At 66.0% G+C, this 22,940-nt stretch carries 20 protein-coding genes and 1 tRNA gene; 14 read left to right on the top strand and 7 right to left on the bottom strand.

From position 1 onward, the window contains the following. The first annotated feature begins 353 nt into the window (after positions 1 to 353). The 11 genes from JL37_RS10285 (at position 354) to JL37_RS10235 (ending at position 12,102) form a co-directional block, all read left to right on the top strand. Positions 354 to 3,227 (top strand): autotransporter outer membrane beta-barrel domain-containing protein, encoded by a 2,874-nt coding sequence (locus JL37_RS10285; RefSeq protein ID WP_043543752.1) that lies wholly within the window; start codon positions 354 to 356, stop codon positions 3,225 to 3,227. Between the two features lie 301 nt (positions 3,228 to 3,528). Next, positions 3,529 to 4,263, top strand: coding sequence for a succinate dehydrogenase/fumarate reductase iron-sulfur subunit (locus JL37_RS10280; protein ID WP_043543751.1), 735 nt, complete (start codon positions 3,529 to 3,531; stop codon positions 4,261 to 4,263). Between the two features lies 1 nt (position 4,264). Next, positions 4,265 to 4,597, top strand: coding sequence for a succinate dehydrogenase (locus tag JL37_RS10275; RefSeq protein WP_043543749.1), 333 nt, complete (start codon positions 4,265 to 4,267; stop codon positions 4,595 to 4,597). Next, complete coding sequence (locus JL37_RS10270; RefSeq protein ID WP_043543748.1) at positions 4,597 to 4,941, top strand: succinate dehydrogenase; 345 nt, start codon at positions 4,597 to 4,599, stop codon at positions 4,939 to 4,941. Before JL37_RS10275 ends, JL37_RS10270 begins: the two co-directional genes overlap by 1 nt. A 1-nt stretch (position 4,942) precedes the next feature. Continuing rightward, entirely contained in the window at positions 4,943 to 6,682 is a 1,740-nt protein-coding gene (locus JL37_RS10265; RefSeq protein WP_043543747.1) for an L-aspartate oxidase, read from the top strand. A 13-nt stretch (positions 6,683 to 6,695) separates the two neighbouring features. Then, positions 6,696 to 7,631: a fumarate hydratase gene (locus JL37_RS10260; RefSeq protein ID WP_043543746.1), complete on the top strand. Its 936-nt coding sequence runs from the start codon at positions 6,696 to 6,698 to the stop codon at positions 7,629 to 7,631. Next, positions 7,625 to 8,305 carry a fumarate hydratase C-terminal domain-containing protein gene (locus tag JL37_RS10255; protein WP_043543743.1) on the top strand — a complete coding sequence of 227 codons (681 nt, stop codon included), beginning with the start codon at positions 7,625 to 7,627 and terminating at the stop codon, positions 8,303 to 8,305. The genes JL37_RS10260 and JL37_RS10255 overlap by 7 nt, the downstream gene beginning before the upstream one ends. 49 nt (positions 8,306 to 8,354) lie before the next feature. Continuing rightward, positions 8,355 to 9,188 carry an amidohydrolase family protein gene (locus JL37_RS10250; RefSeq protein WP_043543742.1) on the top strand — a complete coding sequence of 278 codons (834 nt, stop codon included), beginning with the start codon at positions 8,355 to 8,357 and terminating at the stop codon, positions 9,186 to 9,188. Between the two features lie 53 nt (positions 9,189 to 9,241). Continuing rightward, complete coding sequence (locus JL37_RS10245) at positions 9,242 to 10,147, top strand: LysR substrate-binding domain-containing protein (RefSeq protein WP_043543741.1); 906 nt, start codon at positions 9,242 to 9,244, stop codon at positions 10,145 to 10,147. Between the two features lie 194 nt (positions 10,148 to 10,341). Continuing rightward, positions 10,342 to 11,343: a tripartite tricarboxylate transporter substrate binding protein gene (locus tag JL37_RS10240; RefSeq protein ID WP_043543739.1), complete on the top strand. Its 1,002-nt coding sequence runs from the start codon at positions 10,342 to 10,344 to the stop codon at positions 11,341 to 11,343. A gap of 6 nt (positions 11,344 to 11,349) precedes the next feature. Beyond that, a complete protein-coding gene (locus JL37_RS10235; protein ID WP_231570324.1) occupies positions 11,350 to 12,102 on the top strand; it encodes a sulfite exporter TauE/SafE family protein in 753 nt (250 codons plus the stop codon). Between the two features lie 12 nt (positions 12,103 to 12,114). On the opposite strand, the gene JL37_RS10230 is transcribed toward JL37_RS10235, so the two are convergent. After that, on the bottom strand, positions 12,115 to 13,644 hold the full coding sequence (locus JL37_RS10230; RefSeq protein WP_043543738.1) for a CoA-acylating methylmalonate-semialdehyde dehydrogenase: 1,530 nt from the start codon (positions 13,642 to 13,644) through the stop codon (positions 12,115 to 12,117). Between the two features lie 119 nt (positions 13,645 to 13,763). Here JL37_RS10230 and JL37_RS10225 point away from each other — a divergent pair, with 119 nt between their 5' ends. Next, complete coding sequence (locus tag JL37_RS10225; protein WP_043543881.1) at positions 13,764 to 14,729, top strand: LysR family transcriptional regulator; 966 nt, start codon at positions 13,764 to 13,766, stop codon at positions 14,727 to 14,729. Here JL37_RS10225 and JL37_RS10220 read toward each other — a convergent pair. The 3 genes from JL37_RS10220 to JL37_RS10210 all read right to left on the bottom strand — a co-directional run bounded on the left by JL37_RS10220 (position 14,726) and on the right by JL37_RS10210 (position 17,801). Beyond that, positions 14,726 to 15,727 carry a tripartite tricarboxylate transporter substrate binding protein gene (locus tag JL37_RS10220; protein ID WP_043543737.1) on the bottom strand — a complete coding sequence of 334 codons (1,002 nt, stop codon included), beginning with the start codon at positions 15,725 to 15,727 and terminating at the stop codon, positions 14,726 to 14,728. The genes JL37_RS10225 and JL37_RS10220 overlap by 4 nt on opposite strands. Before the next feature lie 62 nt (positions 15,728 to 15,789). Continuing rightward, complete coding sequence (locus JL37_RS10215) at positions 15,790 to 17,406, bottom strand: thiamine pyrophosphate-binding protein (RefSeq protein WP_231570323.1); 1,617 nt, start codon at positions 17,404 to 17,406, stop codon at positions 15,790 to 15,792. A gap of 319 nt (positions 17,407 to 17,725) precedes the next feature. Further along, positions 17,726 to 17,801, bottom strand: a tRNA-Gly gene (locus tag JL37_RS10210). 327 nt (positions 17,802 to 18,128) lie between these two features. Here JL37_RS10210 and murB point away from each other — a divergent pair. Continuing rightward, positions 18,129 to 19,175, top strand: a complete 1,047-nt coding sequence (gene murB, locus JL37_RS10205) for a UDP-N-acetylmuramate dehydrogenase (RefSeq protein WP_043543735.1) — start codon at positions 18,129 to 18,131, stop codon at positions 19,173 to 19,175. 67 nt (positions 19,176 to 19,242) lie between these two features. Here murB and dapB read toward each other — a convergent pair whose 3' ends face one another. Next, complete coding sequence (gene dapB, locus JL37_RS10200; protein ID WP_043543734.1) at positions 19,243 to 20,034, bottom strand: 4-hydroxy-tetrahydrodipicolinate reductase; 792 nt, start codon at positions 20,032 to 20,034, stop codon at positions 19,243 to 19,245. Positions 20,035 to 20,050: 16 nt separating this feature from the next. Then, positions 20,051 to 20,587: an outer membrane protein assembly factor BamE gene (locus JL37_RS10195; RefSeq protein WP_043543732.1), complete on the bottom strand. Its 537-nt coding sequence runs from the start codon at positions 20,585 to 20,587 to the stop codon at positions 20,051 to 20,053. A gap of 151 nt (positions 20,588 to 20,738) precedes the next feature. Between JL37_RS10195 and fur the strand changes: the two genes are divergently transcribed. Further along, positions 20,739 to 21,158 (top strand): ferric iron uptake transcriptional regulator, encoded by a 420-nt coding sequence (fur, locus tag JL37_RS10190; protein ID WP_043543731.1) that lies wholly within the window; start codon positions 20,739 to 20,741, stop codon positions 21,156 to 21,158. 114 nt (positions 21,159 to 21,272) lie between these two features. Here the strand turns inward: fur and recN are convergent, their stop codons facing one another. Further along, the gene (recN, locus tag JL37_RS10185; RefSeq protein ID WP_043543730.1) at positions 21,273 to 22,934 is read right to left on the bottom strand and encodes a DNA repair protein RecN; all 1,662 of its coding nucleotides are present in this window, start codon (positions 22,932 to 22,934) and stop codon (positions 21,273 to 21,275) included. Positions 22,935 to 22,940 lie beyond the last annotated feature (6 nt).

The following is a 22,940-nucleotide window of genomic DNA, read 5'->3' as shown; positions in this document are numbered from 1 at the left end:
CGCTGTATGGGAAAAGCGGTAAAACGCCAGGCAAGCACGGAAGCGGATGGTATCCGTATTTTCCGGTTTTATTAATTAGGATGGTATCCATTAATGCGAAAGGCGCGATATGGATGGTATCCATTCAATTAATTAAAAGGTGCGGTTTGCATCCATTCGCGTTATTTCAATAATCTAGATGGTATCTCTCCGGTAAATCTTGGTATTGCAAAAAAAGGGGTATAAATTGCCTCCTTTTTTGCGAAAGATCGCTCAATTCATTTTATCTGGATCGTTACGTAGTAATACGTTTTCGGCGATTCAGTAATGATTTGGTATCAGATTTTATTAACCGAGATAATGGAGGATCCACGTTGATATACGGCACGAAGAAGTGGCTGACGGCGACACTCGCGCTAAGCGCGTCCTATGGCGGCGGCGCCGTGGCCGCGGACCTGACCGTTGCCGCCGGCAACACGCAGGTGTTCGACGGTTCGGCCAGTTTCCCCGGCGGGATCGATGTCAATGGCGGCACGCTGGTGATCGGCGGCAATGGCGGCGGGGCCGGCGTCGCAATCGGCGGGAATGTCAATGCGACGTCGAACGGCACCATCGCGGGCTTCGGTTCGATTAATGGCGACCTCAACGTGACGGGTAATTCGCGCGTTGCGCCAGGGTATTCCGTCGGCACGCCGACCGGCGTGTCGAACGGCAATCTCGTCGTCAACGGCAATCTGTCGATGAGCAATGCCGTGTTCGACTTCGAGACCGGCTATGCGGGCCTGCCCATTACCCAGCCCGGCACCGGCGACAACATTACGGTCGGCGGCGACGTCGCCCTCAATAACACGACGCTGAACGTATCGGTCAATACGCCGGGCGTCACCGCCGGCTACTACCGGATCCTGTCATACGGCGGCACGCTGAGCGGCAACGGCCTGTCGTTGGGCCCGGTCACCGGAGAATCCTTGCCTGCGGCGACCATCCAGTCGCTGACCGGCGACAAGCAGATCAATCTCATCCTGGGGCCCAGCACCACCAATCTGTGGAACGGCAACGGCGCGGCGTCCGCCACCCGGGCCGGCGGCGGCAGCGGCACCTGGAGCGCCGCCAGCACCAACTGGAACAGCCCGGCCAATGCCACCGGGGCCCTGCCCGATGGCGGATACGCGATTTTCACGGGCGCGGCCGGCACGGTCACCGTCGACGGCGGCGCCGGTCCCGTGCGCGTGTCGGGCATCCAGTTCGCCACCGACCGGTATCGCCTGCAAGGCGCTCCCATTACCCTGGTCGGCAGCGGCGGCAACCAGCCGGCGATTGTCGTCGGCGACGGGACTTATGCCTCGGGCCAGTTCGTCGACATCATCGATAACCCCTTGCAAGGCACGCAAGGCTTCGTGAAGACCGGCCCGGGATCGGTGATCCTGACCGCCGACAGCAGCGGCCTGAGCGGCCCCATCCTGATCGCCGACGGAGCCCTGGAAATCGACGGCAAATTGAATGGCCCCGTCGATATCGGCCGCGAAGTCGTGCTGGCGGGCGTCGGCCAGCTGGGCAGCACCACGCTCTATCCCACCGCGGTCGTCTCTCCTGGCAATGATGGCTCGCCCATCGGTACGCTCACCATCAACGGCAACCTTTCCTTCGGTGAAAACACCATCTATCGCGTGCATGCCGATCCGGCAAGCAGCGCCAGCGACCGCATCCACGTCACGGGCGTCGCCTACCTGGATGGCACCGTGGCGCACGTAGGGCCCGATGGCAACTACGCGCCGCGAACGACCTACAACATCCTGACGGCGGACGGCGGCATACAGGGCCGCTTCACCGGCACTTCGAGCGCGTATGCATTCCTGACTCCCACCCTTAGCTACGACGCCAAGAACGCGTTCATGACGCTGACCCGCAACGACGTGCCGATCGGCAGCATCGGCGGCACGGACAACGAGAGCAGCGTGGGCGGCGCGCTGGACAACGAAGCGCCGCCCGAGGCCGGCAATGGATCGTCGTCGACCGGCAATGGCTCGACCTCGACCGGCAACGGTTCGGCTTCGACGGGCAACGGCTCGGCCCCGGCCGGCAACGGCGCGGCGTCGACTGGAAACGGGTCCACGGTGGCTGGAAATGGATCGTCCTTGATCGGGAGCGGCAGCGCGTCGGGCAAGGCGACGGGCGCCAGCCAGGTCACGACGGCCGTTCTGTCCATGACTCCGGGCGAGGCGCGTTCGGCCTTGAAGATGCTCTCCGGCGAAGCGTACGCGAGCACCGCCAGCGTGCTGCAAAGCCAGGCGGATACCGTGCGCTCGATGCCGCTGTCCCATCTGCGCGGCAATCTCGACGCGCCGGCGCTCGCCGGGCGGCCCACGGCCCAATTGGGTTCGGCCTCGTCCGAGGCGCTGCCGCAAAGCGGCGCTTCTCCGATGTGGGCCCAGGCATTCGGCAACTGGAGCAAATTCGGCAGCGATGGCAACGCGTCGAGCGTGAGCCAATCGGCCGGCGGGCTCTTCGTCGGCGGCGACGGCGCCGTGGGCGGCGGCTGGCGGCTGGGCGGCGCGGTCGGCTACATCGGCAGCCACAATTCGATCGACGATGCGGCTTCGCGCACGGATGTCGATAGCTATACGGCAGCCCTGTTCGGCGGACGTAATTTCCAGGCCGGCCCTGGCCATTTCCGCTTCATGGCCGGCGCGGCCTACACCTGGCACGACATCGACGCAAAACGCGATGTGGCGGCCGGAAGCCTGAACCAGCGGCTCGAGTCGTCCTACCACGCCTCGTCCACGCAAGTGTTCACCGAACTCGGCTACAACCTGCCGCTGGGCGACGCCTACACCGTCGAACCCTACGCCGGCCTGGCGTGGAACCAGGTGCGCACCCGCGGTTTCGAGGAATCGGGCGGCACCGCGGCCCTGAGCGGCAAGGGCAGCACCGACGATGTGACCAGCACCACGCTGGGCTTGCGCGGCGCATGGCAGTTCGGTTCCGACCGCGCGCCGGGCCGCCTGACCGCGTCGCTGGGCTGGCGCCACGCAATGGGCGATGTGAAGCCCAGGCAGGAGCTGGCTTTCGACGGCGGCAGCACGTTCTCGGTGACGGGCGTGCCGATCGCGCGCGACGCCGCCGTGGTCGGTCTGGGCGCCGAAGTGGCCCTCACGCGCAACACGACGGCCGGCGTTTCCTACGACGCGCAGTTCGGCGGCGGCAACCGGCAGCAGTCGGGCCTGTTGAAGCTGGCCGTGCGCTTCTAGTCCGGCGCGGGCAGGTGCGCAGGCGCCGCGGCGGTATCGCGGCGCCTGCCGCAGAGCGGCGATACCGGTATCGGCGAGCCGATGAAAAGGGGCGGATCTTTCGATTCGCCCTTGCGTTTTCGCTACCGGTCATCGCCATTCATTGAACATGCCGCGGCGCGGAAGTCGCCAGATCGTTCGCCTGCCCTCTGAAGGGGCAGAAAATAACTTCAAAAAATATCAATCAAAACTATATTGCTTCAGAGATTCGCGAGATCCAGAATTCTGCTCATGGGCGCCGTGTGTCGCTCGGGGGCGGAAAATGGATACCAGCAATTCCACGAATCAGAGACAACTTACGGTCCGCATCTCTCGGGGAACCGAAGACGGAAGCTTCTCCACTTACTCGGTCCCCTGGCGGGAGAACCAGACGGTTCTGGACGTGGTGACCGAAGTCCAGCGGACGCAGGAGCCCAGCCTCTCGTACCGCTTCGCCTGTCGCGTCGGCGTGTGCGGGTCCTGTGCGATGACGGTCAACGGCAAGCCGCGCTGGACTTGCCGGACCCACGTGAGCCGCGTCGAGGAAGACGGCGTGATCGTGATCGAACCCTTGCGCAACATGCCTCGGATCAAGGACCTCGTCGTCGACATGCGCGAGTTCTTCCAGAAGTGGGCGCGCGCCGGCAACACCTTCGTCGGCACGGCCACGCGCAATGATCCGCCTGCGCTGGTGTCGCCTCAGAGCAAGAAGCGGAAGCTGGCGGATGCGGCCATCGAATGCATCAATTGCGGCGTGTGCTACGCGGCCTGTGACGTGGTGTCCTGGGACAAGGATTACCTCGGCCCCGCCGCCCTGAACCGGGCATGGACGCTGTTCAACGACGAGCGGCACGCCGATCCCAAGGACGTGCTGCACAAGGCCACTGCCGGCAGCGGCTGCAATTCCTGTCACACCCAGGGCAGCTGCATGAAGCACTGTCCGGTCAGCCTGAGCCCGACCGGCAGCATCGCAGGATTGAAACGCAGCGCCATCTTCAGCCTGCTCAGGGGAGGCTGACATGGAGGCACGTCTGTTCGCGCTCCAGCGCCTCACGGCGATGGTGATGGCTCCCTTTGTTTTCGTGCACGTCGGACTGGTCATCTATGCGGTCCGCGGCGGCCTGACCGCTGGCGAGATCCTTTCCCGCACCCACGGGAACTGGCTCTGGATCGTCTTCTACGGCCTGTTCGTGCTGAGCGTGTCGATCCACGTTCCGATCGGCGTCCGCAACATCCTGATCGAGTGGCTCGGGATCGGCCGGAGGGGGGCGTCCGTCATCGGACTGGCGTTCGGCGCGGCGCTGCTCATCCTGGGCATGCGCGCCGTCGCGGCGGTGGGAGGGCTGGCGTAATGAAGTCCGCACGCAATCATCAGGCGTACTGGGCCTTCCTGGGGCACCGGCTTTCAGGGCTCGCGCTGGCCCTGTTCCTTCCCGCCCACTTCTATGTGCTGGCGATGGCGCTGGACGAGGCGAGGCTTGACGGCTTTCTGAAGCTTGCCGAAATGCCGGCGATGAAGATCGGCGAATGGGGGCTGGTGCTGCTCCTTACCCTGCACATGTTCTTCGGGCTGCGACTCCTCGCGCTCGAACTCCTGCCCTGGCGTTCACCGCGCGACGCGCGCGTCGCCTGGATCGGATGGGGATTCGCAGTCTCGATGGCCACGGGCCTGGCGTTCATCGCGGGAGTGATCTGACATGCATATCGAAAACCACAAGACAGACATTCTGGTGATCGGCACCGGGGGCGCCGGCCTGTTCGCCGCGCTGCATGCCAAGAAGGCAAACCCCGCCCTGCGGGTGACGGTGACCGTGAAGGGCCTGCTCGGCAAGTGCGGCTGTACCCGCATGGTCCAGGGCGGCTACAACGTGGCGCTGGCCGCGGGCGATTCGGTGGAGCGCCATTTCATGGACACGATCGAAGGCGGCAAGTGGCTGCCGCGTCAGGATCTGGCGTGGCGGCTGGTCGAAGGCGCGGTCGAACGGGTACGGGAGCTGGAGAACGAGATCGGCTGCTTCTTCGACCGCAATCCCGATGGTTCGCTGCATTCCAAGGCGTTCGCCGGCCAGAGCTTCGACCGCACGGTGCACAAGGCGGATCTGACGGGTATCGAGATCATCAACCGGCTGATGGAACAGGTACGGGCGCTGGACGTAGAGGAACTCGAGGAGCATCGGGCCATCGAGCTGATTCCCGCCGCGGACGGTTCGGGCATCTCGGGCGTGCTGTTCATCGACATGCGGACCGGCGCCTATCGCTTTATCCAGGCCAAGGCGGTGCTTCTGGCCACGGGGGCGGGTCCGACGATGTATCGCTACCACACACCTTCGGGCGACAAGACTTGCGACGGCCTGTCCATGGCGTTGCGATACGGATTGAAGCTGCGGGACATGGAAATGGTGCAGTTCCATCCGACCGGCCTGCTTGGCGGGCCGGATACGCGGATGACCGGCACGGTGTTGGAAGAAGGGCTGAGGGGCGCCGGCGGCTACCTGCTCAACGGCGACGGCGAGCGCTTCATGGCCAACTACGACAAGCGCGGCGAACGGGCCACGCGCGACGTGGTCAGCCGGGGAATCTACGCCGAAATGCGCGCCGGGCGCACGGGGCCGATGGGCGGGGTCTATATCCAGATGAGCCACCTCGGTCCGGAGAAGGTGGCCAAGACCTTTCCCGGCATGGTGAACCGGTGCAAGGATTGCGGATTCGACCTGGCGGGCGGAAAAGTGGAAGTGGTGCCGACGGCCCATTACCTGATGGGCGGAGTCGAGTTCAACGTAGATGGTTCAACCGCCTCGCCGGGCCTCTACGCGGCTGGCGAAGACTGCGGCGGGGTGCACGGCGCCAACCGCCTTGGCGGAAATGGCGTGGCGAACTCCACGGTGTTCGGCGGGATCGCCGGCGATTCGATGGCTGCATATATCGCGAAAGCCGGACAGTGGCGCGACCCGGACCAGCGGATCATCGCGCGGGGCGTCGAGCGCGCGGAGTTTCCATTCTCCCGGCGCCCGGGGCGCATTCATGAGCTGCGCGACGCGCTCTCCCAGACGATGTGGGACGACGTCGGCGTGCTGCGCCATCGCGAGGCGATGGAGCACGGCCTTGACGCCGTTGCGGGCCATCGCGCGGCCTTGCGCGACATCGGCGTGGCGGACGGCGACCGGCGCTACAACCTAACCTGGCACGACTGGCTCAACCTGGAAAGCCTGGTCGATATCTCCAAAGTGATCACGGTCTCGGCGCTGGCGCGCGAAAACAGCCGCGGCGCGCATTTCCGCGAAGACTTTTCCGAGCCGGGGGACCTGCACACCAGCCGCTATACCCGCGTGAGCGCGCAGGACGGCGAGGTGCGGCTGGAGATGGTTCCAGTTTCCTTCGACATCGTAATGCCCGGCGAATCGCTGATCGAAGGCGAAGCAGGCATACCCCAGAGCTGAGGCACATCCCACCATGAGAATTCCCGTCCAGAAAGTTGAAGAGGCGGCGCTGGAGATCATGCGCCGCGCGGCGATCGAGATCCCCGCCGACTACAAGCAAGGCATCCAGGAACTGCAGAAGAAGGAAACCGGCAAGCTGCCGCGCTTTGTCATCCATGCCATGGTCGACAATTGGGAGGCCGCCGACCAGGACCGGCGCCCCATGTGCGCCGACACCGGACTGCCGCGGTACTACGTCAAGGTCGGCAACAACGCCTCGGTCGACGCCGGCTTCGTCGCCGTGGAGCGCGCGCTGCGGCACGCCACGGCCGAGGCGACGGTCACGATTCCCCTGCGGCCCAACCGCGTGCATCCGCTCTGGCGCACCGACCACAACAACAACGTCGGCATCAACGCGCCCGAGATCGAATGGTCATTCGAGCCCGACGCGGACTGGATCGAAATCACCACGGTGCACAAGGGCGGGCTGTTCGGCACCGACTACCGGATGCTGTTTCCGGGCGATGGCATAGACGGCATCAAGCGCTTCGTGCTGGACACGCTGATCGCGTTCGGCAAGCGCGGACTGGCGTGCCAACCGGCCATCGTGGGCATCGGGCTGGGCGGATCGAAGGACGCCTGCATGCAGCTGGGCAAGCAAGCCGCCTGCCTGCGGACGGTCGGGGACCGGAATCCCGACCCCAAGGTGGCGGAGCTGGAGCTCGAGCTGATGAAACTGGGGAACGCCATCGGCATGGGCGCAATGGGTTTCGTCGGTTCCGGCATGGTGGTCGACTGCCACATCGAATGCGGCTATACGCATACGGGCGGCATGCCCATCAGCCTGCACACGTTCTGCCTGTCTTCGCGCCGCGCCACCGCGCGGATTCACGCCAATGGGGTAATCCAGTACCGCACCGATCCTCAGTGGTTCACGCCCTACATGCGCCGGGAGACGGTCGAATGGTAAGCAACGACGATGACATCAAGGTCTTTCACCTCGACTTGCCGGCCAGGAGGGAAGACATCGCCAGGCTTGAACTCGGTTCGGCCGTCTATCTCAATGGCGTGGTGTACACGGCCCGGGAGGGCGTCTATAAGAAGGTCCTGGACCAGGGCCTGCCATTGCCGCTGGATCTGCGATCCATCAGCAACGTCAATTTTCATTGCTCGCCGGCCGCCGCGCCGGACGGCCGCGGCGGCTACAACGTGGGCGCCGTCACGGCCACCGCGTCGTTCCGGTTTTCCCAGTGGATCCCTCGATGGCTGGACGCAACCGGGTGCCGCATCCTGATCGGCAAGGGCGGCATGCCCGCGGATGACTACAAGACGGTGCTGGCGCCGGGCGGCGCGATCTACCTGACGACGGTGGGCTACGGTACGGGCGCGTTGTTGGGCCGGGGCATCAAGCGGGTGCGCGAGGTGCATTGGCTGGATGAGCTCGGCATCGCGCAGGCCATGTGGCTGTTCGAGGTCGAGAACTTCGGGCCATTCATCGTCGAGAGCGATCTCGAGGGCAATTCGCTCTTCGCCCAGCACGCTGAGACCATCAATGCGGGCATCGAGAAGCTATATGCCGGGTTGAAGCCGCCCGCCTTGCACCGCTACGGCGAGACGGACGACCGTAAGGACGAAGTGATGTAGGCGCGGCAGCGCGGCTTCCGGCAACCCCATACCTGACAGAGATACTGCGATGATCATCGACTTTAGGCTGCGGCCGCCAGTGGGCGGCTTCCTGGACACGCTGATGTACTCGGCGGGAGCGCGCCGCGACGGCTTTACGCGGACGGTGGGTTTCGAGCCGTCGGCCGCGGCGCAGCAGCAATCGATGGCGCTGCTGCTGAAAGAAATGGACGCTGCGCGGATAGACCGCGGCGTGGTCGTGGGCCGCCTGGCCGGCGTGCTGGGCAGCGTGTCCAACGAGGATGTGCGCGGCATCGTCGCCGATCATCCGGACCGATTTATCGGCGCCGCCTCCATCGACCCCAGCGACAGGCGGCGCGCGTGCCAGACCATCAGCCAGGCGGTCGAGGACGGTTTCAAGCTGATCAATATCGAGCCGGGTTCCTACCCGGTGCCCATGTACGCCGACGACAGGCGCCTCTATCCGATCTACGGCCACTGCGAGGACCTGGGCGTGCCGGTGATCATGATGGTCGGAGGCACGGCGGGACCGGACCTGAGCTATTCGGACCCGATACGGACCGACCGGGTGCTGGCGGATTTTCCCGGCCTGCAGGTGGTGGTCGCCCATGGCGGCTGGCCCTGGGTCAACGAGATCCTGCACCTGGCCTTCCGGCGCCAGAACCTGTGGCTGTCGCCCGACATGTATTTTTCCCGCATGCCGGGCTGGGAGGAATACGTGAAGGCGGCCGACGGCTTTCTCTCGGACAGGATGCTCTACGCCAGTTCATTCCCGTTCTGCCCGGTGCAGGGGTACAAAGAGTGGTTCGAGACCTTGCCGATCCGGGCCGATAATCTCGGCAAGGTCATGGGAGGCAATGCGCGGCGGCTGCTGGGCATCTAGCGCGGCATACTCCTCCTTTCCGCAATGCTGCCCCTCACGAGGAATCTCCTTGCATGGACATCCGGACGCTCTACACGCTGATCGCGATTGCAGACCACGGCAGTTTCGCCGAGGCCGGCAACACCATCGGCCTGTCGCTGTCGGCGGTGAGCATGCAGGTCCGCGCGCTCGAGGACGAACTCGGCATCACGATCTTCGACCGCAGCCGGCGTCCGCCGATACTCACGGACACGGGGCTGGCGCTGGTGCACCGGGCGCGCGACCTGATCGCGCACTGGGAGAGCATGAGCGCGGCCCTGAAGAAAGGCACCTCGTCGGGACTGCTCAGGCTTGGCAGCGTCCATACCTGCGTGTCGGGCGTGCTGCCGCTCGCGCTGCGCCACCTGCAGAAGCAGGGCCACGGCCTGGAGGTCCACGTCACCACGGGGCTCACGCATGACCTGGAGCGCGCCATCTATCACCGCCAGCTGGACGTGGCGATCGTGACCGAACCCGACGCGCCGCGCTCGGGCCTGGATTTCCTGCCGTTCGTCGAAGAACAGCTGGTCGTCATCGCGCATCGTTCGGTAAAGGGCGCCAGCGACCAGGAGATCCTGGAACAGAATCCCTATGTTCGCTTCAACCGCTCGGCGCGCGTGGGGCATCTGGTGCAGGAAGAGATGGTGCGCAGGCGCATCACGGTGCGTTCGGCCATGGAGATCGACAACCTGGAGGGCGTGATCGCCATGGTGGCCAATGGCCTGGGCGCATCGGTGGTGCCGGCCTGCCGCGGCAGGAACGAGTTTCCACCCGGCATCCGCGTCATTCCGTTCGGTTCACCCACGGTCACGCGCCGCCTGGGCATCCTGGCACCTAAGGAGAATCCTCGGGCCCATCTTACGCAGTTGTTGCTCGATGCATTGAAGTCAGTCTGCGTCGGCCAGCGCGACGGCACGGAGCATGCCAGCGCCGGCCAGTAGTTCGTAGTCCAGCAGTCCAGCGTTTTTTTAGTTCAGCAGCCTGGTAGTTCAGCAGCCTCGTAGTCCGCAGAAAAACACCGCAACGCCCCAAAAAAACGAGCCATCGGCCCGAGGGTCAGTTGCTGCCTGGCGAATCGTGAGCCTGCCGCGAGCCGGCGCGCTTCGCCGTCCCGCGAACCGAAGGAGACAAATCCATGAAGAACGAAACTCAACCCAACAATGCGCGCCGCCGTATCGTCAAGACGCTGGGCTGTGGCCTGGCGCTCACGCCGTTCATGGCCTTGCCGGCACGGGCCGACTGGCCGGCGGACAAGGTCATACGCATGATCGTCCCGTTTTCGGCGGGCGGCGCCACCGACCTGCTGGGCCGCGCGCTGGCGGCCGAGCTGGGCAAGGGCCTGCAGCAGAGCGTGATCGTCGAGAACCGCGCGGGCGCCGGCGGCAGCGTGGGCGCGCAGGCCGTCGCCAGCGCGCCGGCGGACGGCTATACCTTGTTGCTGGCGTCGGGCAGCATGTTCACGGTCAACCAGTTCATCTACAGCAAGCTGCCATACTCGCTGGCTGACTTCAGCCCCGTCGGCAAGGTGGCCAACGGGCCCATGGTCATCACGGTCAATGCCAACCTGCCCGTCAAGAACACGCGCGAGCTGATCGAGTACGCCCGCGCCAGGCCGGGCAAGCTCAGCTTCTCGTCGGCGGGCGTGGGCAGCCAGACGCACATGGCGGGGGAAGCCTTCAGCGATGCAGCCGGGATCGAGCTCATGCACGTCCCGTACAAGGGCGAAGGCCCGGCCTACACGGATCTCATGGCGGGCGTGATCGAAGTCGCCGTGGGCAACATCAACGCCATCGTGCCGCTGCTCAAGGGAGGGCGCCTGCGGGCGCTGTCAGTGACGGGCAAGGAGCGCTCGGCGCTGCTGCCGGACGTGCCGACCACCGCGGAGGACGGCGTGCCAGGGTTCGAGTTCACGGGCTGGTTCGCCTTGCTGGCGCCGGCGGGCACGCCCCAGGCCTCGGTCGATCGGCTGCTGGCCGACGCGAGAAAGGCGGTCGAGCAGCCCAACATGCAGCGCTACCTGGCGGACCAGGGCATGTCGGCGACCATCGTGCCCGCTGCCGCGCTCAAGGAAGAGATCGCCAGGGAATCCGCCAAGTGGAAGGCGCTGGTGGAAAAGAAGAAGATCACCGCGAGCTGAGTCCCCATGATGCCACCCGATACGCTCGCCTACGCCGCGCCCGTTGTCCTTGTCGCCTATGTCGTCTTCGGGATGACGGGATTCGGCGCGGCCATGGTGGCCGTGCCGCTGCTGGTCCAGTTCATGCCCTTACCGTTCGCGGTTCCGCTGGTGGTGCTGTTCGACCTGGCCTGCACGGCGCTGGTGGGCGGCAGCAACTGGCGGCGCGTTTCCCTGGTCGAACTCAAGCGGCTGTTTCCCTGGCTGCTGCTCGGGATAGGGCTGGGCGTCACGCTGTTGCACAACGCTGGCGCTCGCTGGCCTCTGATCCTGCTGGGCAGCTTCGTGCTGGCGGTATGCATCAAGGGCCTGCGGGGCGCGCGGGCCAAGCCGTCGGCGCCGCTGAATACGCTCTGGGCCTTGCCGTTCGGCGTGTTCGGCGGCATCTTCAGCGCGCTGTTCGGGACCGGCGGGCCGATCTACACCATCTATCTGTCGCGCCGGCTGGATGCGCTGGACCAGTTCCGCGCCACGATCTCGGTGGTCATCCTGGCCAGCGGCATCATCCGGGCGGCGGCCTTCGGCGCCGCCGGACTGTATGCGCAGCCGGAAATCCTGTCCGCGGCCGCCTTGCTGCTGCCCGTGGCCCTGATCGGCTTGTACGGCGGTTCCCGCCTCAGGGTCCGCGTGTCGCCGGAACTGCTGAAGCGGTCCATCTTCATGCTGCTCGCGATAGCGGGCGCGGGCGCCATCTATCGCGGATGGGTCTCGCCCGCGTGAGACAGGCTGCCGTTACTTGGCCGTCGGCATGGCGAACTCGGCGCCCTTGCCGATGCTTTCAGGCCAGCGCTGCATGATCGACTTCTGCCGCGTGTAGAAGCGCACGCCTTCTTCGCCGTAGGCGTGCATGTCGCCGAACAGGCTGCGCTTCCAGCCGCCGAAGCCATGCCAGGCCATCGGGACGGGGATCGGCACGTTGATGCCCACCATGCCGACTTCGATGCGCCGGCCGAATTCGCGCGCCACGTTGCCGTCCCGGGTGAAGCAGGCCACGCCGTTGCCGAACTCATGGGCGTTGATGAGGTCCACCGCCTCTTTCAGGTCCTTCACGCGCACGCAACCCAGCACCGGGCCGAAGATTTCTTCCTTGTAGATGCGCATATCGGGCGTGACGTGATCGAACAGCGTGCCCCCCATCCAGAAGCCGTCGCTGCAGCCCTCGCCTGCCTGCGCTCCCTGGAAGCCGCGGCCGTCCACCAGCAGCTTCGCGCCCTCCGCCTCTCCTTGCGCGATGTAGCCGCTGATGCGCTCGTGCGCGGCCCGGGTCACGATCGGGCCCATTTCGGCCGCCGGGTTCTCGCCGTCCAGCACCTTCAGCGCCTTGGTGCGTTCGATCAGCCTGGGCAGCAGCCGGTCGGCCACGTCGCCCACCAGCACCGCCACGCTGATCGCCATGCAACGCTCGCCGGCCGAGCCGTAGCCGGCGCCGATCAGCGCGTCCACGGCCTGGTCGATATCGGCGTCGGGCATCACCACCATGTGATTCTTGGCGCCGCCCAGCGCCTGCACGCGCTTGCCGAGGCGGGCGCCGGTTTCGTAGATGTAGTTGGCGATCGGCGTGGAACCGACGAAGCTCACCGCCTTGACGTCCGGATGTTCCAGCAGCGAATCCACGGCCACTTTGTCGCCCTGCACGACATTGAATACGCCGTCGGGCAGGCCGGCTTCCCGGAGCAGTTCGGCGATGCGCAGCGAGGGGCTGGGATCCGTCGGGCTGGGCTTGAGCACGAAGGTGTTGCCCGCGGCGATGGCCACGGGGAACATCCACATGGGCACCATCACCGGGAAATTGAAAGGCGTGACTCCCGCCACGACGCCCAGCGGCTGGCGCAGCGTCCAGTTGTCGATGCCGGTGGAGACCTGTTCCGTGTGGGCGCCTTTCAGGAGCTGCGGAACGCCGCAGGCGAACTCGATGATGTCGATGCCGCGGGAGACTTCGCCTTGCGCATCGCTGAAAACCTTGCCATGCTCGGCCGTGATCATATGGGCGAGTTCGTCGCGGTGCTTGTTCATCAATTCAAGGAACCTGAACAGCACGCGGGCGCGGCGGATCGGCGGCGTGTCCGCCCACCGTGGGAATGCCGCTTTCGCGCTGGCCACTGCGCTATGCACTTCTTCCGGCGTGGCCAGCGCCACATGCTTCGTGACGGCGCCGGAGGCCGGATTGAAGATGGGCTGGCGGCTGCCCGCCCCGGCGACGAGGCTGCCGCCGATGAAGTGTCCGGCATCGGAGATGCCGGCGCTGGCCGTTGTTGCGTTCATGGTTTGCTCCTGTGCTCAAGCATGGCGTGTGGGAGCTGGCACTGTCGCCCATTGCCAGCCAGCCGTCGAGACCAGAGGGCTGGAATCAGTGTTTGACGTTTTGAACAATGGAGCAGGGCATGACGAAAACGAGGCGCCTGGAAGACTTGTGGTCGCATATTCATTGTCTGGGAGTGCTGGCCGATACCGGAAGTTTCACCGCGGCCGCCCGCCGGCTGCAGATCAGCAAGGCGTCGGTAAGCCAGCGGATCGTGGAACTGGAACAGGCGGCCGGCGTGCCTCTCGTGCGCCGCACGACCCGCAGCGTGAGCCTGACCGAAGCGGGGGCCAGCCTGGTCGACCAGACCGCTGCGGCCTACCTCCGCATCGAAGAGGGCTTCTCCGCCGTGAGGGATCTGTCCGACGGCCCGCGCGGCGTATTGTCGGTGACCGCTCCCGTGGCACTGGGGCGCCAGGTCATCGCGCCGCTGATACCGGGCTTCCTGAAAAGTTTTCCCGACGTCCGGATCCAGCTGGAGCTCAGCGATCATCTGGCGTCCTTGGCCACCGAAGGATTCGACCTGGCGATCCGGCACGTCGCCGGCGTGCCGGACACGCACGTCGCCTCGGTGATCTGCGAAACGCGCTCCGTTCTCGTCGCGGCCCCGGAATACCTGGCGAAGAACGGCGCGCCGCGCACGCCGATGGATCTCGAAGGCCACAACTGCCTGCATTATCTCCGGCGCAGCGGCAGCGCTACCTGGTCATTCGAGTCGCGCGACGGAGAGAAGCGCGTGGCGGTGCCGGTGCGCGGCAGCTTCACGGCGAACAACAGCGAAGTGCTGAGGGAAGCCGCGTCCGGCGCGCTCGGGATCGCGCTGCTGCCGGATTTCAGCGCGGGCCAGGCCTTGCGAAGCGGCGAGCTGGCCGAGGTCCTGCAAGATTGGCGCGTCGTGGGCGACTATGCGGAACGGCTCTACGCGGTCAGGCCTTATACGCCGCGGGTGCCCCTGACGGTGTCGTCGTTCGTCGGCTATCTGCGCAAGGCCATCCCGGCGTCCGAAGGGCTCGGCGGGCCTTTTCCGGCGGCCAGCGCCGGCCGTTAATGGATCCGCAGCCCGGCCTTGGCCACCAGATCGGCATAGATGGTGGCTCCCTGGCTGACGTATTTCTCGGTCTCGGCAGGCGACAAAACGTGGGGAATGCCGCCGAAGTTGGCGTTGCCGGCGATCCACTTCGGATCCCGCGCGATCTGTTGAAGCGCGGACGCCCACTTGTCGACGGCGTCGGGGCTCATGCCGGGCGGACCGAAAAGCCCGCTCCAGCCGATAACTGCTTCGAGTTGGGGAAGCCCCAGTTCACGGGCGGTCGGTATGCCGGGGAACTGCGCCAGGCGTTCGGGGGTGGTCGTCAGCAGGGCGCGCAGTTTGCCGCTTGCGAGAATGCCCGTCATCGAACTCAGGTTGTTGCAGGCGAAATCGACCTCCTTGCTGAGGACCGCAAGAGCGACTTCGCTACCGCCCTTGTACGGAACGCTGACCACGGCCTCCGGCTTCAGGCCGAGATTGCTGAGCAGTAGCTGGGGAGCAAGGTTCTGCACCGTCGCCGGACCGGAATGGCTGTAGTTGAGCTTGCCGGGATTCGCCTTCAATGCGCGCGTCAGGTCGCCCAGGGTCTTGTATGGACTATCTGGATGCACGACACAGACTACCGGGTTCAGCTCCAGCAGCCCGATGAACGTGAAATCCTTTGAGGTGTACGGCGTGGTCTTGGGCTGCAGCGCGGGCAGCAGGACCTGGGAGCCTATCCGGCCCACCAGCAGCGTGTAGCCGTCCGGCGCCGCGTTCTTCACGGCGGCGGAGCCGATCGCGCCGTTCGCGCCAGCCTTGTTCACCACGACGAGGGGCTGTCCGAGCACGGCTTGCGCGGCCGCGGACAGATTGCGGGCCGCCATGTCGGCGTCGCCGCCCACGCTGAAGGGAACGATGAGCTGGACCGGCTTGGCGGGATAGGGCTGGCCGGATGCGAGGCCTGGAATCGTGATGAGCGTGCAAATCGCGGCGCGAGCGAACGCGCCCGGCTGAAAGCCGGTAAGGCTGATCATGGGGTGTCTCCTGTCGTTCTAAGGGACGAAACCGGACTGCAGCTGTGCTCGATGCCTCGAGGTCAATGACCGGTCGCGGACTGCTGTGATGCGCTGAATACCGGGGCGGCCTCGCCCGCCAGGGCAACATTGATGCAGGAAGGCAGCGCGCTGCCGGCCGCCTGCGCCAGGGCGCGGCCGAGGCCCTCGGTGTCTTGCGCCGCGAATCCGGCTCCGCCAAGCGCCGACGCGACTTCGTGGTAGCGAGCCGCGGGCGAAAGCTCACAGCCGATCAGCCGTTCCGCGCCGTAGGCGCGCACCTGGATCAGGTGTTCCGCGTTCCAGCGCAGGTCGTTCCCGATCACGGCGATGATCGCGGCATTTTCGCGCGCCGCCGTATCGAGCTCCATCAGGTGGAAGCCGGCCGTGCCGTCGCCCATGAGTACGACCACCGTTGCGTCCGGCCGCGCGATCTTCGCGGCGATCGCGTAGCAGACGCCCGCCCCGATCGCCCCGGACATGCCGTTGATGATGCGTACCGGCGCTTGGCAGAATGCCTGCGCCCACTGGCCGAATTCACCGCCGTCGCAGACCAGGACCGGATCGGGGGCGGACTCCAGGAATGCCTGCACCGTCTCGCATAGCGCGCGCGGGTCCAGTGCGCCGGCGGCGGGCGCGGACTGCCCCTTGACGACCCGGCTCCGCAGCGCTTCGTCCACCCGGGCGCGCCATGAACGGCGCTCGGGCCGCGGTTGCGCCGCCCGCATCGCGGACAGGGCCGCGTAAGCGTCTGCCTGGAGAGCCAGGACGAGACGTTCGCCGAGTAGACGGCTTGCGCGCTCGAGCATCCCGGGATCGGGGTCGATCACCGCGAACCGGGCGTTCTTGCCCAGCGAGTTCGTGCCGCCAAACCCCAGCGTGAAGTCCAGGCGCTTGCCCGCCAGCACGATGAGGTCTGCTTGCGGAATGAGTTCGGCCAAGGCGCCCAGCGACGGATCCTTCAGGCCGCGGGGGCTTTCCATGGGAATGACGGGCAGCCCGAGCGCCTCTTCCACTGCGGTGCGGGCCTGGCGCATGTGCGGCCGCGCGCCGGTGGGGCCCGCCAGGACCAGCGGCTGCCGTGCCGAATCCAATAGCGCGGCGAGCGTTTCCAGGCAGTCCGCGTCCAGCTGGGCCGCCGCAGGATGCGCGGCGGTCTCGGGGAGTTCCGCCAGGCCCGTCTCGGCCGTCAACAAGTCGAAAGGCAGGGCCAGGTGGACCGGGCCGCGCCGAGGCGCGAGCGCCTGGGCGACCGCGCGGTCGAGAGCGGGATAGAGTTCGGCCGCGCTGAGCGGCCGGAGCGAGAGCTTGGTCAGCGGACTGGTGATGGAAACCTGGTCCAGCTCCTGAAACGCGCCCGAGCCGTCTTCCGCGACGGATGAGTCGCCCGAGATGAGCAGCACCGGGCTTTCCGCCTGCGATGCCGAGTAAAGCGGCGCGAGGCCATTGGTAATGCCAGGCGCCGCGGTAAGCATCGCGACGCCGAGCTCGCCCGTGATTTGCGCCCACGCGTCCGCCATGAAGACGGCGGCCGCTTCGTGCCGCACGTGGATGATGCGGATACCCGCGTCCAGGCAGGCATCGTAGAGCGGCATGATCTGGTTGCCCGACAGGCTGAAGATGGTCTTGACGCCCAGGCGATGCAGCGAACGGATAATCAACTGAGATCCAAGCACCTTTGTCTCCGCGAGGGCCGCGCCCGGCAGTGCCGCGCGCCTTTTCACCTGTTGTGGGAGAGTGCAGTTTATCGACTATGCGCCGTTCGTTGGTTGATGTTTTTTGAACCTAGGAGATGGCTCGCGCCGAGGCCGGAACCGGTGTGCGCGAAAGCCCGGACGTAGCGCGGCAAGGCGCCACGAGGGCCGAGCCGGTTTGTGTGGGGGAGGGGGCGGGCGAGTGGCGCAGAAATGAAAAAAGGGCCCGCAGGCCCTTTCTCAAGGATTTCCAGAGCTCCGTGAGGAAACGCTGGAAATCGAAATTTGGAGCGGGAGACGAGTCTCGAACTCGCGACCTCAACCTTGGCAAGGTTGCGCTCTACCAACTGAGCTACTCCCGCATGGGTTCCGTGCTGCGTTGCGTTTGGCATATTGCTTGTGCAAAGTGCTTGTGCAAAATACCGAACGCTGCTGGCTGGAACCAGTTTCTTATTCACACTGATCAACTTGGTTATCGATCAGAAGGCGCGCATTCTACATGATTTTTTTGAGTTTGTCCTGGCTTGGATTTCTTGCCGTGTTGTCCACTACAGTGAACCATCCGGCAAGGCCCGAACAACAAAGCCCAAAAATACAAGGCCTAAATACTACAAGGCCTAAATTCAGGGCAAGCACTCAATAAAGTAATATGAGCGAAGACAGAAACTATAGCATGCCCTGCAGCACCCATGTCAAATTTGCCCGCTACTGATTCCGCATCCCCTGCCTTGATCCCGGCCAGCCAGGACCTTTCCCGGCTGAACACCCTGGGCCTGGCTTCGCGGGCGGACGCCTTCGTGACGCTGGCCGACCCGGCGCAACTGCCCGAGGTGTCGCGCCTGGCGGGCCAGGCGTCTTCCCTGCTGGTGCTGGGCGGCGGCAGCAATCTGGTGCTGCCGGAGCGGGTCGAGGGGCTGGTGGCGCGGGTGGCGTTCAAGGGCGTGCGGCTGCTGGAGGCCCGGCCGGATGCCTGGCTGGTCGAGGCCGCGGGCGGCGAAACCTGGCACGCCTTCGTGGAAACCTGCGTCGGCCAGGGGTGGGACGGGCTGGAAAACCTGGCCCTGATCCCCGGCACGGTCGGCGCGGCGCCCGTGCAGAACATCGGCGCCTATGGCGTGGAGCTGCAGGAGCGCTTCCATGGGCTGACCGCCTGGGACGTGCGCGAGGGCCGCTACGTCGAAATGAACGCGGCGGATTGCCGGTTTTCCTACCGCGACAGCGTGTTCAAGCATGATGAGCCGGGGCGCTGGATCATCGTGAGCGTGCGCTTCGCCCTGCCGCGGCCCTGGCGGCCAGTGCTGGGCTACCCCGATTTGCAGCGCCACGCGCGGCTGGCGGCCGGCTCCCCGGCGGCGCGGGATATCTTCGACGCCGTCTGCGACATCCGCCGAGCGAAGCTGCCCGATCCGGCGGTGACGGGCAATGCCGGCAGCTTCTTCAAGAATCCGATCGTGCCGGCGGCAACGCGCGATGCGCTGGCCGGCCGCCATCCTGGCCTGGTGTCATATGCGCAGGCGGATGGCCGCTACAAGCTGGCCGCGGGGTGGCTCATCGACCAATGCGGCTGGAAGGGCCGCGCGCTGGGCGCGGCGGGGGTGCATGACCGGCAGGCCCTGGTGCTGATCAATCGCGGGGGCGCCGGCGCCGCCGACATCATGGCCCTGGCGCGCGCCATCCAGGATTCGGTGTTCGAGCGCTATGGCGTGCGGCTCGAGCCGGAGCCCGTGGTGGTTTGACGCAAGCCTGGAGGAAGAAGCGAAAAAGGACCCCGAGGGGTCCTTTTCCGTTTCCGGCGGGGCGGCGTCAGAGGCCCAGGACGGACTGCATGTCGTACAGGCCGTTGTGCTTGCCTTCCAGGAAGCGGGCGGCGCGCAAGGCGCCTTCCGCGTAGGTGGCGCGGCTGGAAGAGCGATGCGTGATCTCGACGCGTTCGCCGATGCCGCAGAAGGAGACGGTGTGGTCGCCCACGATGTCGCCGCCGCGCAGTACCGAGAAGCCGATGGTGCCGGGCTTGCGCACGCCGGTGTCGCCGTGGCGGCTCCAGGTGGCGACGTCCGGCAGGGCGACGTCCCAGGCCGAGGCGATGGTCTCGCCCATCTTGAGCGCGGTGCCCGAGGGGGCGTCGACCTTGTTGCGGTGATGGGCTTCGAACACTTCGACGTCGTAGCCGGCGTTCAGGATGCGCGCGGCCATGTCGAGCAGCTTGAGCGTGGCGTTGACGCCCACGCTCATGTTGGGCGCGAACACAATGCCGATCTTCTGAGCGGCGACTTCGATCGCGGCGCGGCCGTTGTCGTCGAAGCCGGTGGTGCCGATGACGGCCTTCACGCCATGCTTGACGCAGGCCTGCAGATGTTCGAGCGTGCCTTCCGGACGGGTGAAGTCGACCAGGCAGTCGGCCTGGGCGAGGGCGTCGAGATCGTCCGTGATGGCCACGCCGGTCTGCTTGCCGAATGGCATGCCAGCGTCCTGGCCCAGCGCCGACGAGCCCTTGCGGTCGAGCGCGACCGCAAGCTGCAGGCCGGGGGCGTTCAGGACGGCGTCGATCAGCATCTGGCCCATACGGCCGCTGGCGCCGGCGATTGCAATACGCATGGCGGAATCCTTGGAATTAATTGAGCGGTTCGGGCGCATTGCCCGGTTGGCCGGGGTATTGGTTCAGCGGGCTGGCGGGGGCGGCGGAGTCGCGGCGGCTCTCGGCGTCTTCTTCCTGCTGGCGGGCTTCCTCTTCGTTCAGGCGCTTGTCCGCCTTTTCGTCGGCGACCGAGCTGGGGGTGTTGATCTGGTAGGGCTGCAGGTCGGGCTGCTTGTCGCCATCCCAGCGGACCAGGCGGTCGTTTTCGAACCAGACGGTGAACTTGCGCTCTTGCGCCTCGCCGTAGCCGGGCTTGAAGTAGTAGGGGTAGTCCCAGCGATTGGCGTGCAGCACGCTGGTCAGCGTGGGGCTGCCGAGCGCGAAACGCACCTGTTCGCGCGTCATGCCCGGTTGCAGCAGCGCAACCTGTTCCTGGGTGATCCAGTTTCCTTGCTGGACGGGAGCTTTGTAGGGGAAGCCCCACTTGTCGCCCGAGCATCCGGCCAGGGCGACGGCCAGGGCGGCGACCGCCAAACCGGTCTTGAGCGAGCGGGAGGGAATTCGTGCAATCATGGACACTACGCGCCCCTATTATTTGGAAGCAGACAAAACCGTTATCATAAAGGTTTCATAAGGATAGTTCCGCGTGGCGGCATGAATTCGGTGGGCCGGCTCGCGGTGCACCATCCTGCCCATGCCAACGCGGACGGAGAGCGATTACACCATGAGCGACCAAAGCGAACTGAAGAACATGGGTTTGAAGGCGACGTTCCCGCGCCTGAAAATTCTTGATATTTTCCGGAAATCGGACCAGCGGCACCTCAGCGCCGAAGACGTCTATCGCGCCCTGATCGGCGAAAACGTCGAAATCGGCCTGGCCACCGTGTACCGCGTCCTGACCCAGTTCGAACAGGCCGGCATTCTTGCCCGCAGCCAGTTCGACAGCGGCAAGGCGGTGTTTGAACTCAACGACGGGGACCACCACGATCACCTGATCTGCACGAATTGCGGCAAGGTGGTTGAATTTTCGGATCCGGAGATCGAAAAACGGCAGCAGAAGATTGCCAAGGACAACTCCTTCGCCCTGGAAAGCCACGCCATGGTGCTGTACGGCATCTGCGGCAGCTGCATGAAAGGACGCTGATCCCGGGCGGATCCCCCGGCCCGTGGCTGCGCTCGCAGCGGGCCAGTGAATTCCAAAGCCCCTTCAATCTGAAGGGGCTTTTTTTGTTCCTCGGGAGGGACGGGGTTGCCCGCCCTAGGCGGGCGCCTGGCCGACGCCCTGCAGCATTTCCCGCGCGTGTTCGCGCGTGGTGGCGGTGAGCTTGATGCCGCCCAGCATCCGGGCGATCTCTTCGACGCGGGCCTGGGCGTCCAGCTCTTCGATGCTGGAACGCGTGGTGCCCCGCGATTCGGCCTTGCTGACCAGGAACTGGCTATTGCCGCAGGCGGCGACCTGCGGCAGGTGCGTGACGCACAGCACCTGATGGCGCTCGCCGAGTTCGCGCAGCAGCTTGCCCACGACCTCGGCCACCGCGCCGCCCACGCCACTGTCGACTTCGTCGAAGATCAGGGTGGGCACGCGCGCGGCGCGGCTGGCTATGACGGACAGCGCCAGCGATATGCGGGACAGCTCGCCGCCCGAGGCCACCTTGGCCAGCGGGCGAGGGGTGGTGCCGGCATGCCCGGCCACCAGGAATTCAACCTGTTCGTTGCCGTGGGCGGAAGGCGCCGAGGAGGCGAGCGTGGGCTCGAACTTGCCGCCCTGCATGGCCAGCGTCTGCATCGCCTGGGTGACCAGCTTGCCCAGGTCCTTGGCGGTCTTGCGGCGGGCCGTGGTGAGTTTGGCGGCGGCCGCGTCGTACTGCGCCTGCGCAGCCTGCGCCTGGGCGCGCAGAGCCTCGATGTCGCCCGCGGCCTGCAGGGCCGCCAGCTGGGCGTGCAGCGTTTCGCGCAGTTCGCACAGGGCGTCCGGTTCGGTGCGGAATTTCCGGGCGGTCTCGAATACCAGGCCCAGCCGGGTTTCCACGGAGCCGAGCCGCTGGGGGTCCAGGTCGACGCGGCTGACGTAGTTGTTCAGGTCGGATACGGCCTCGCTGATGGCGATGCGCGCGGATTCCAGTTCGTCGTAAACCCCCTGCAGGCCCGGATCGTGGCGCAGCATCTGCTGGATGCGATGGTTGGCCTGGGTGACCCGATGGTGCGCCGAATCGCCTTCGCCGTCCAGGGCCTCGAGGATCTGCGTGGCGCCGTCCAGCAGGGATTGCGCATGCGACAGGCGGGTGTGCTCGGACTGCAGCGATTCCCATTCGTCCGGGCCCAGGGCCAGCTGGTCGAGTTCGTCGACCTGCCATTGCAGACGGTCGCGCTCGGAAGCCAGGCTCTCGGCGTCTTTTTCGGCGGACTCCAGCTGGCGCGACAATGCGCGCCATTGCTTCCAGGCCTGGCCCACCGCGTGCCGCAGATCGCCGTGGCCGCCGTGGGCGTCCAGGAGGTCGCGCTGCGCGTCGGGACGCATCAGGCTCTGGTGCGCGTGCTGGCCGTGGATGTCGACCAGGCTGTCGCCCAGTTCGCGCAGCTGCGCAACCGTGGCGGGGGTGCCGTTGATGTAGGCGCGGCTGCGGCCCTGGGCGTCGATGACCCGCCGCAGCGCCAGCTCGGCTTCGGCGTCGATCTCGCGTTCCTCCAGCCAGGCGTGCAGGGCGGGAGGGGTATCGAAGACGGCGGTGATGTCGGCGCGCGGCGCGCCTTCGCGCAGCATGCTGGCGTCGCCCCGTTCGCCGAGCGCCAGCGCCAGCGCGTCCACCAGGATGGATTTGCCCGCGCCGGTCTCGCCGGAAAAGACGGTGAAGCCTGGGCCGAAATGGATCTCGGTCTGTTCGACGATGACGAAGTCGCGGATATGCAGGGTGCGCAGCATGTCGGG

The sequence above is a fragment of the Achromobacter sp. RTa genome (assembly GCF_000757485.1).
Lineage (GTDB): Bacteria > Pseudomonadota > Gammaproteobacteria > Burkholderiales > Burkholderiaceae_B > Achromobacter.
The sequence above is the reverse complement of the archived record's forward strand: the minus strand, read 5'-3'. Positions and strand labels throughout refer to the sequence as shown.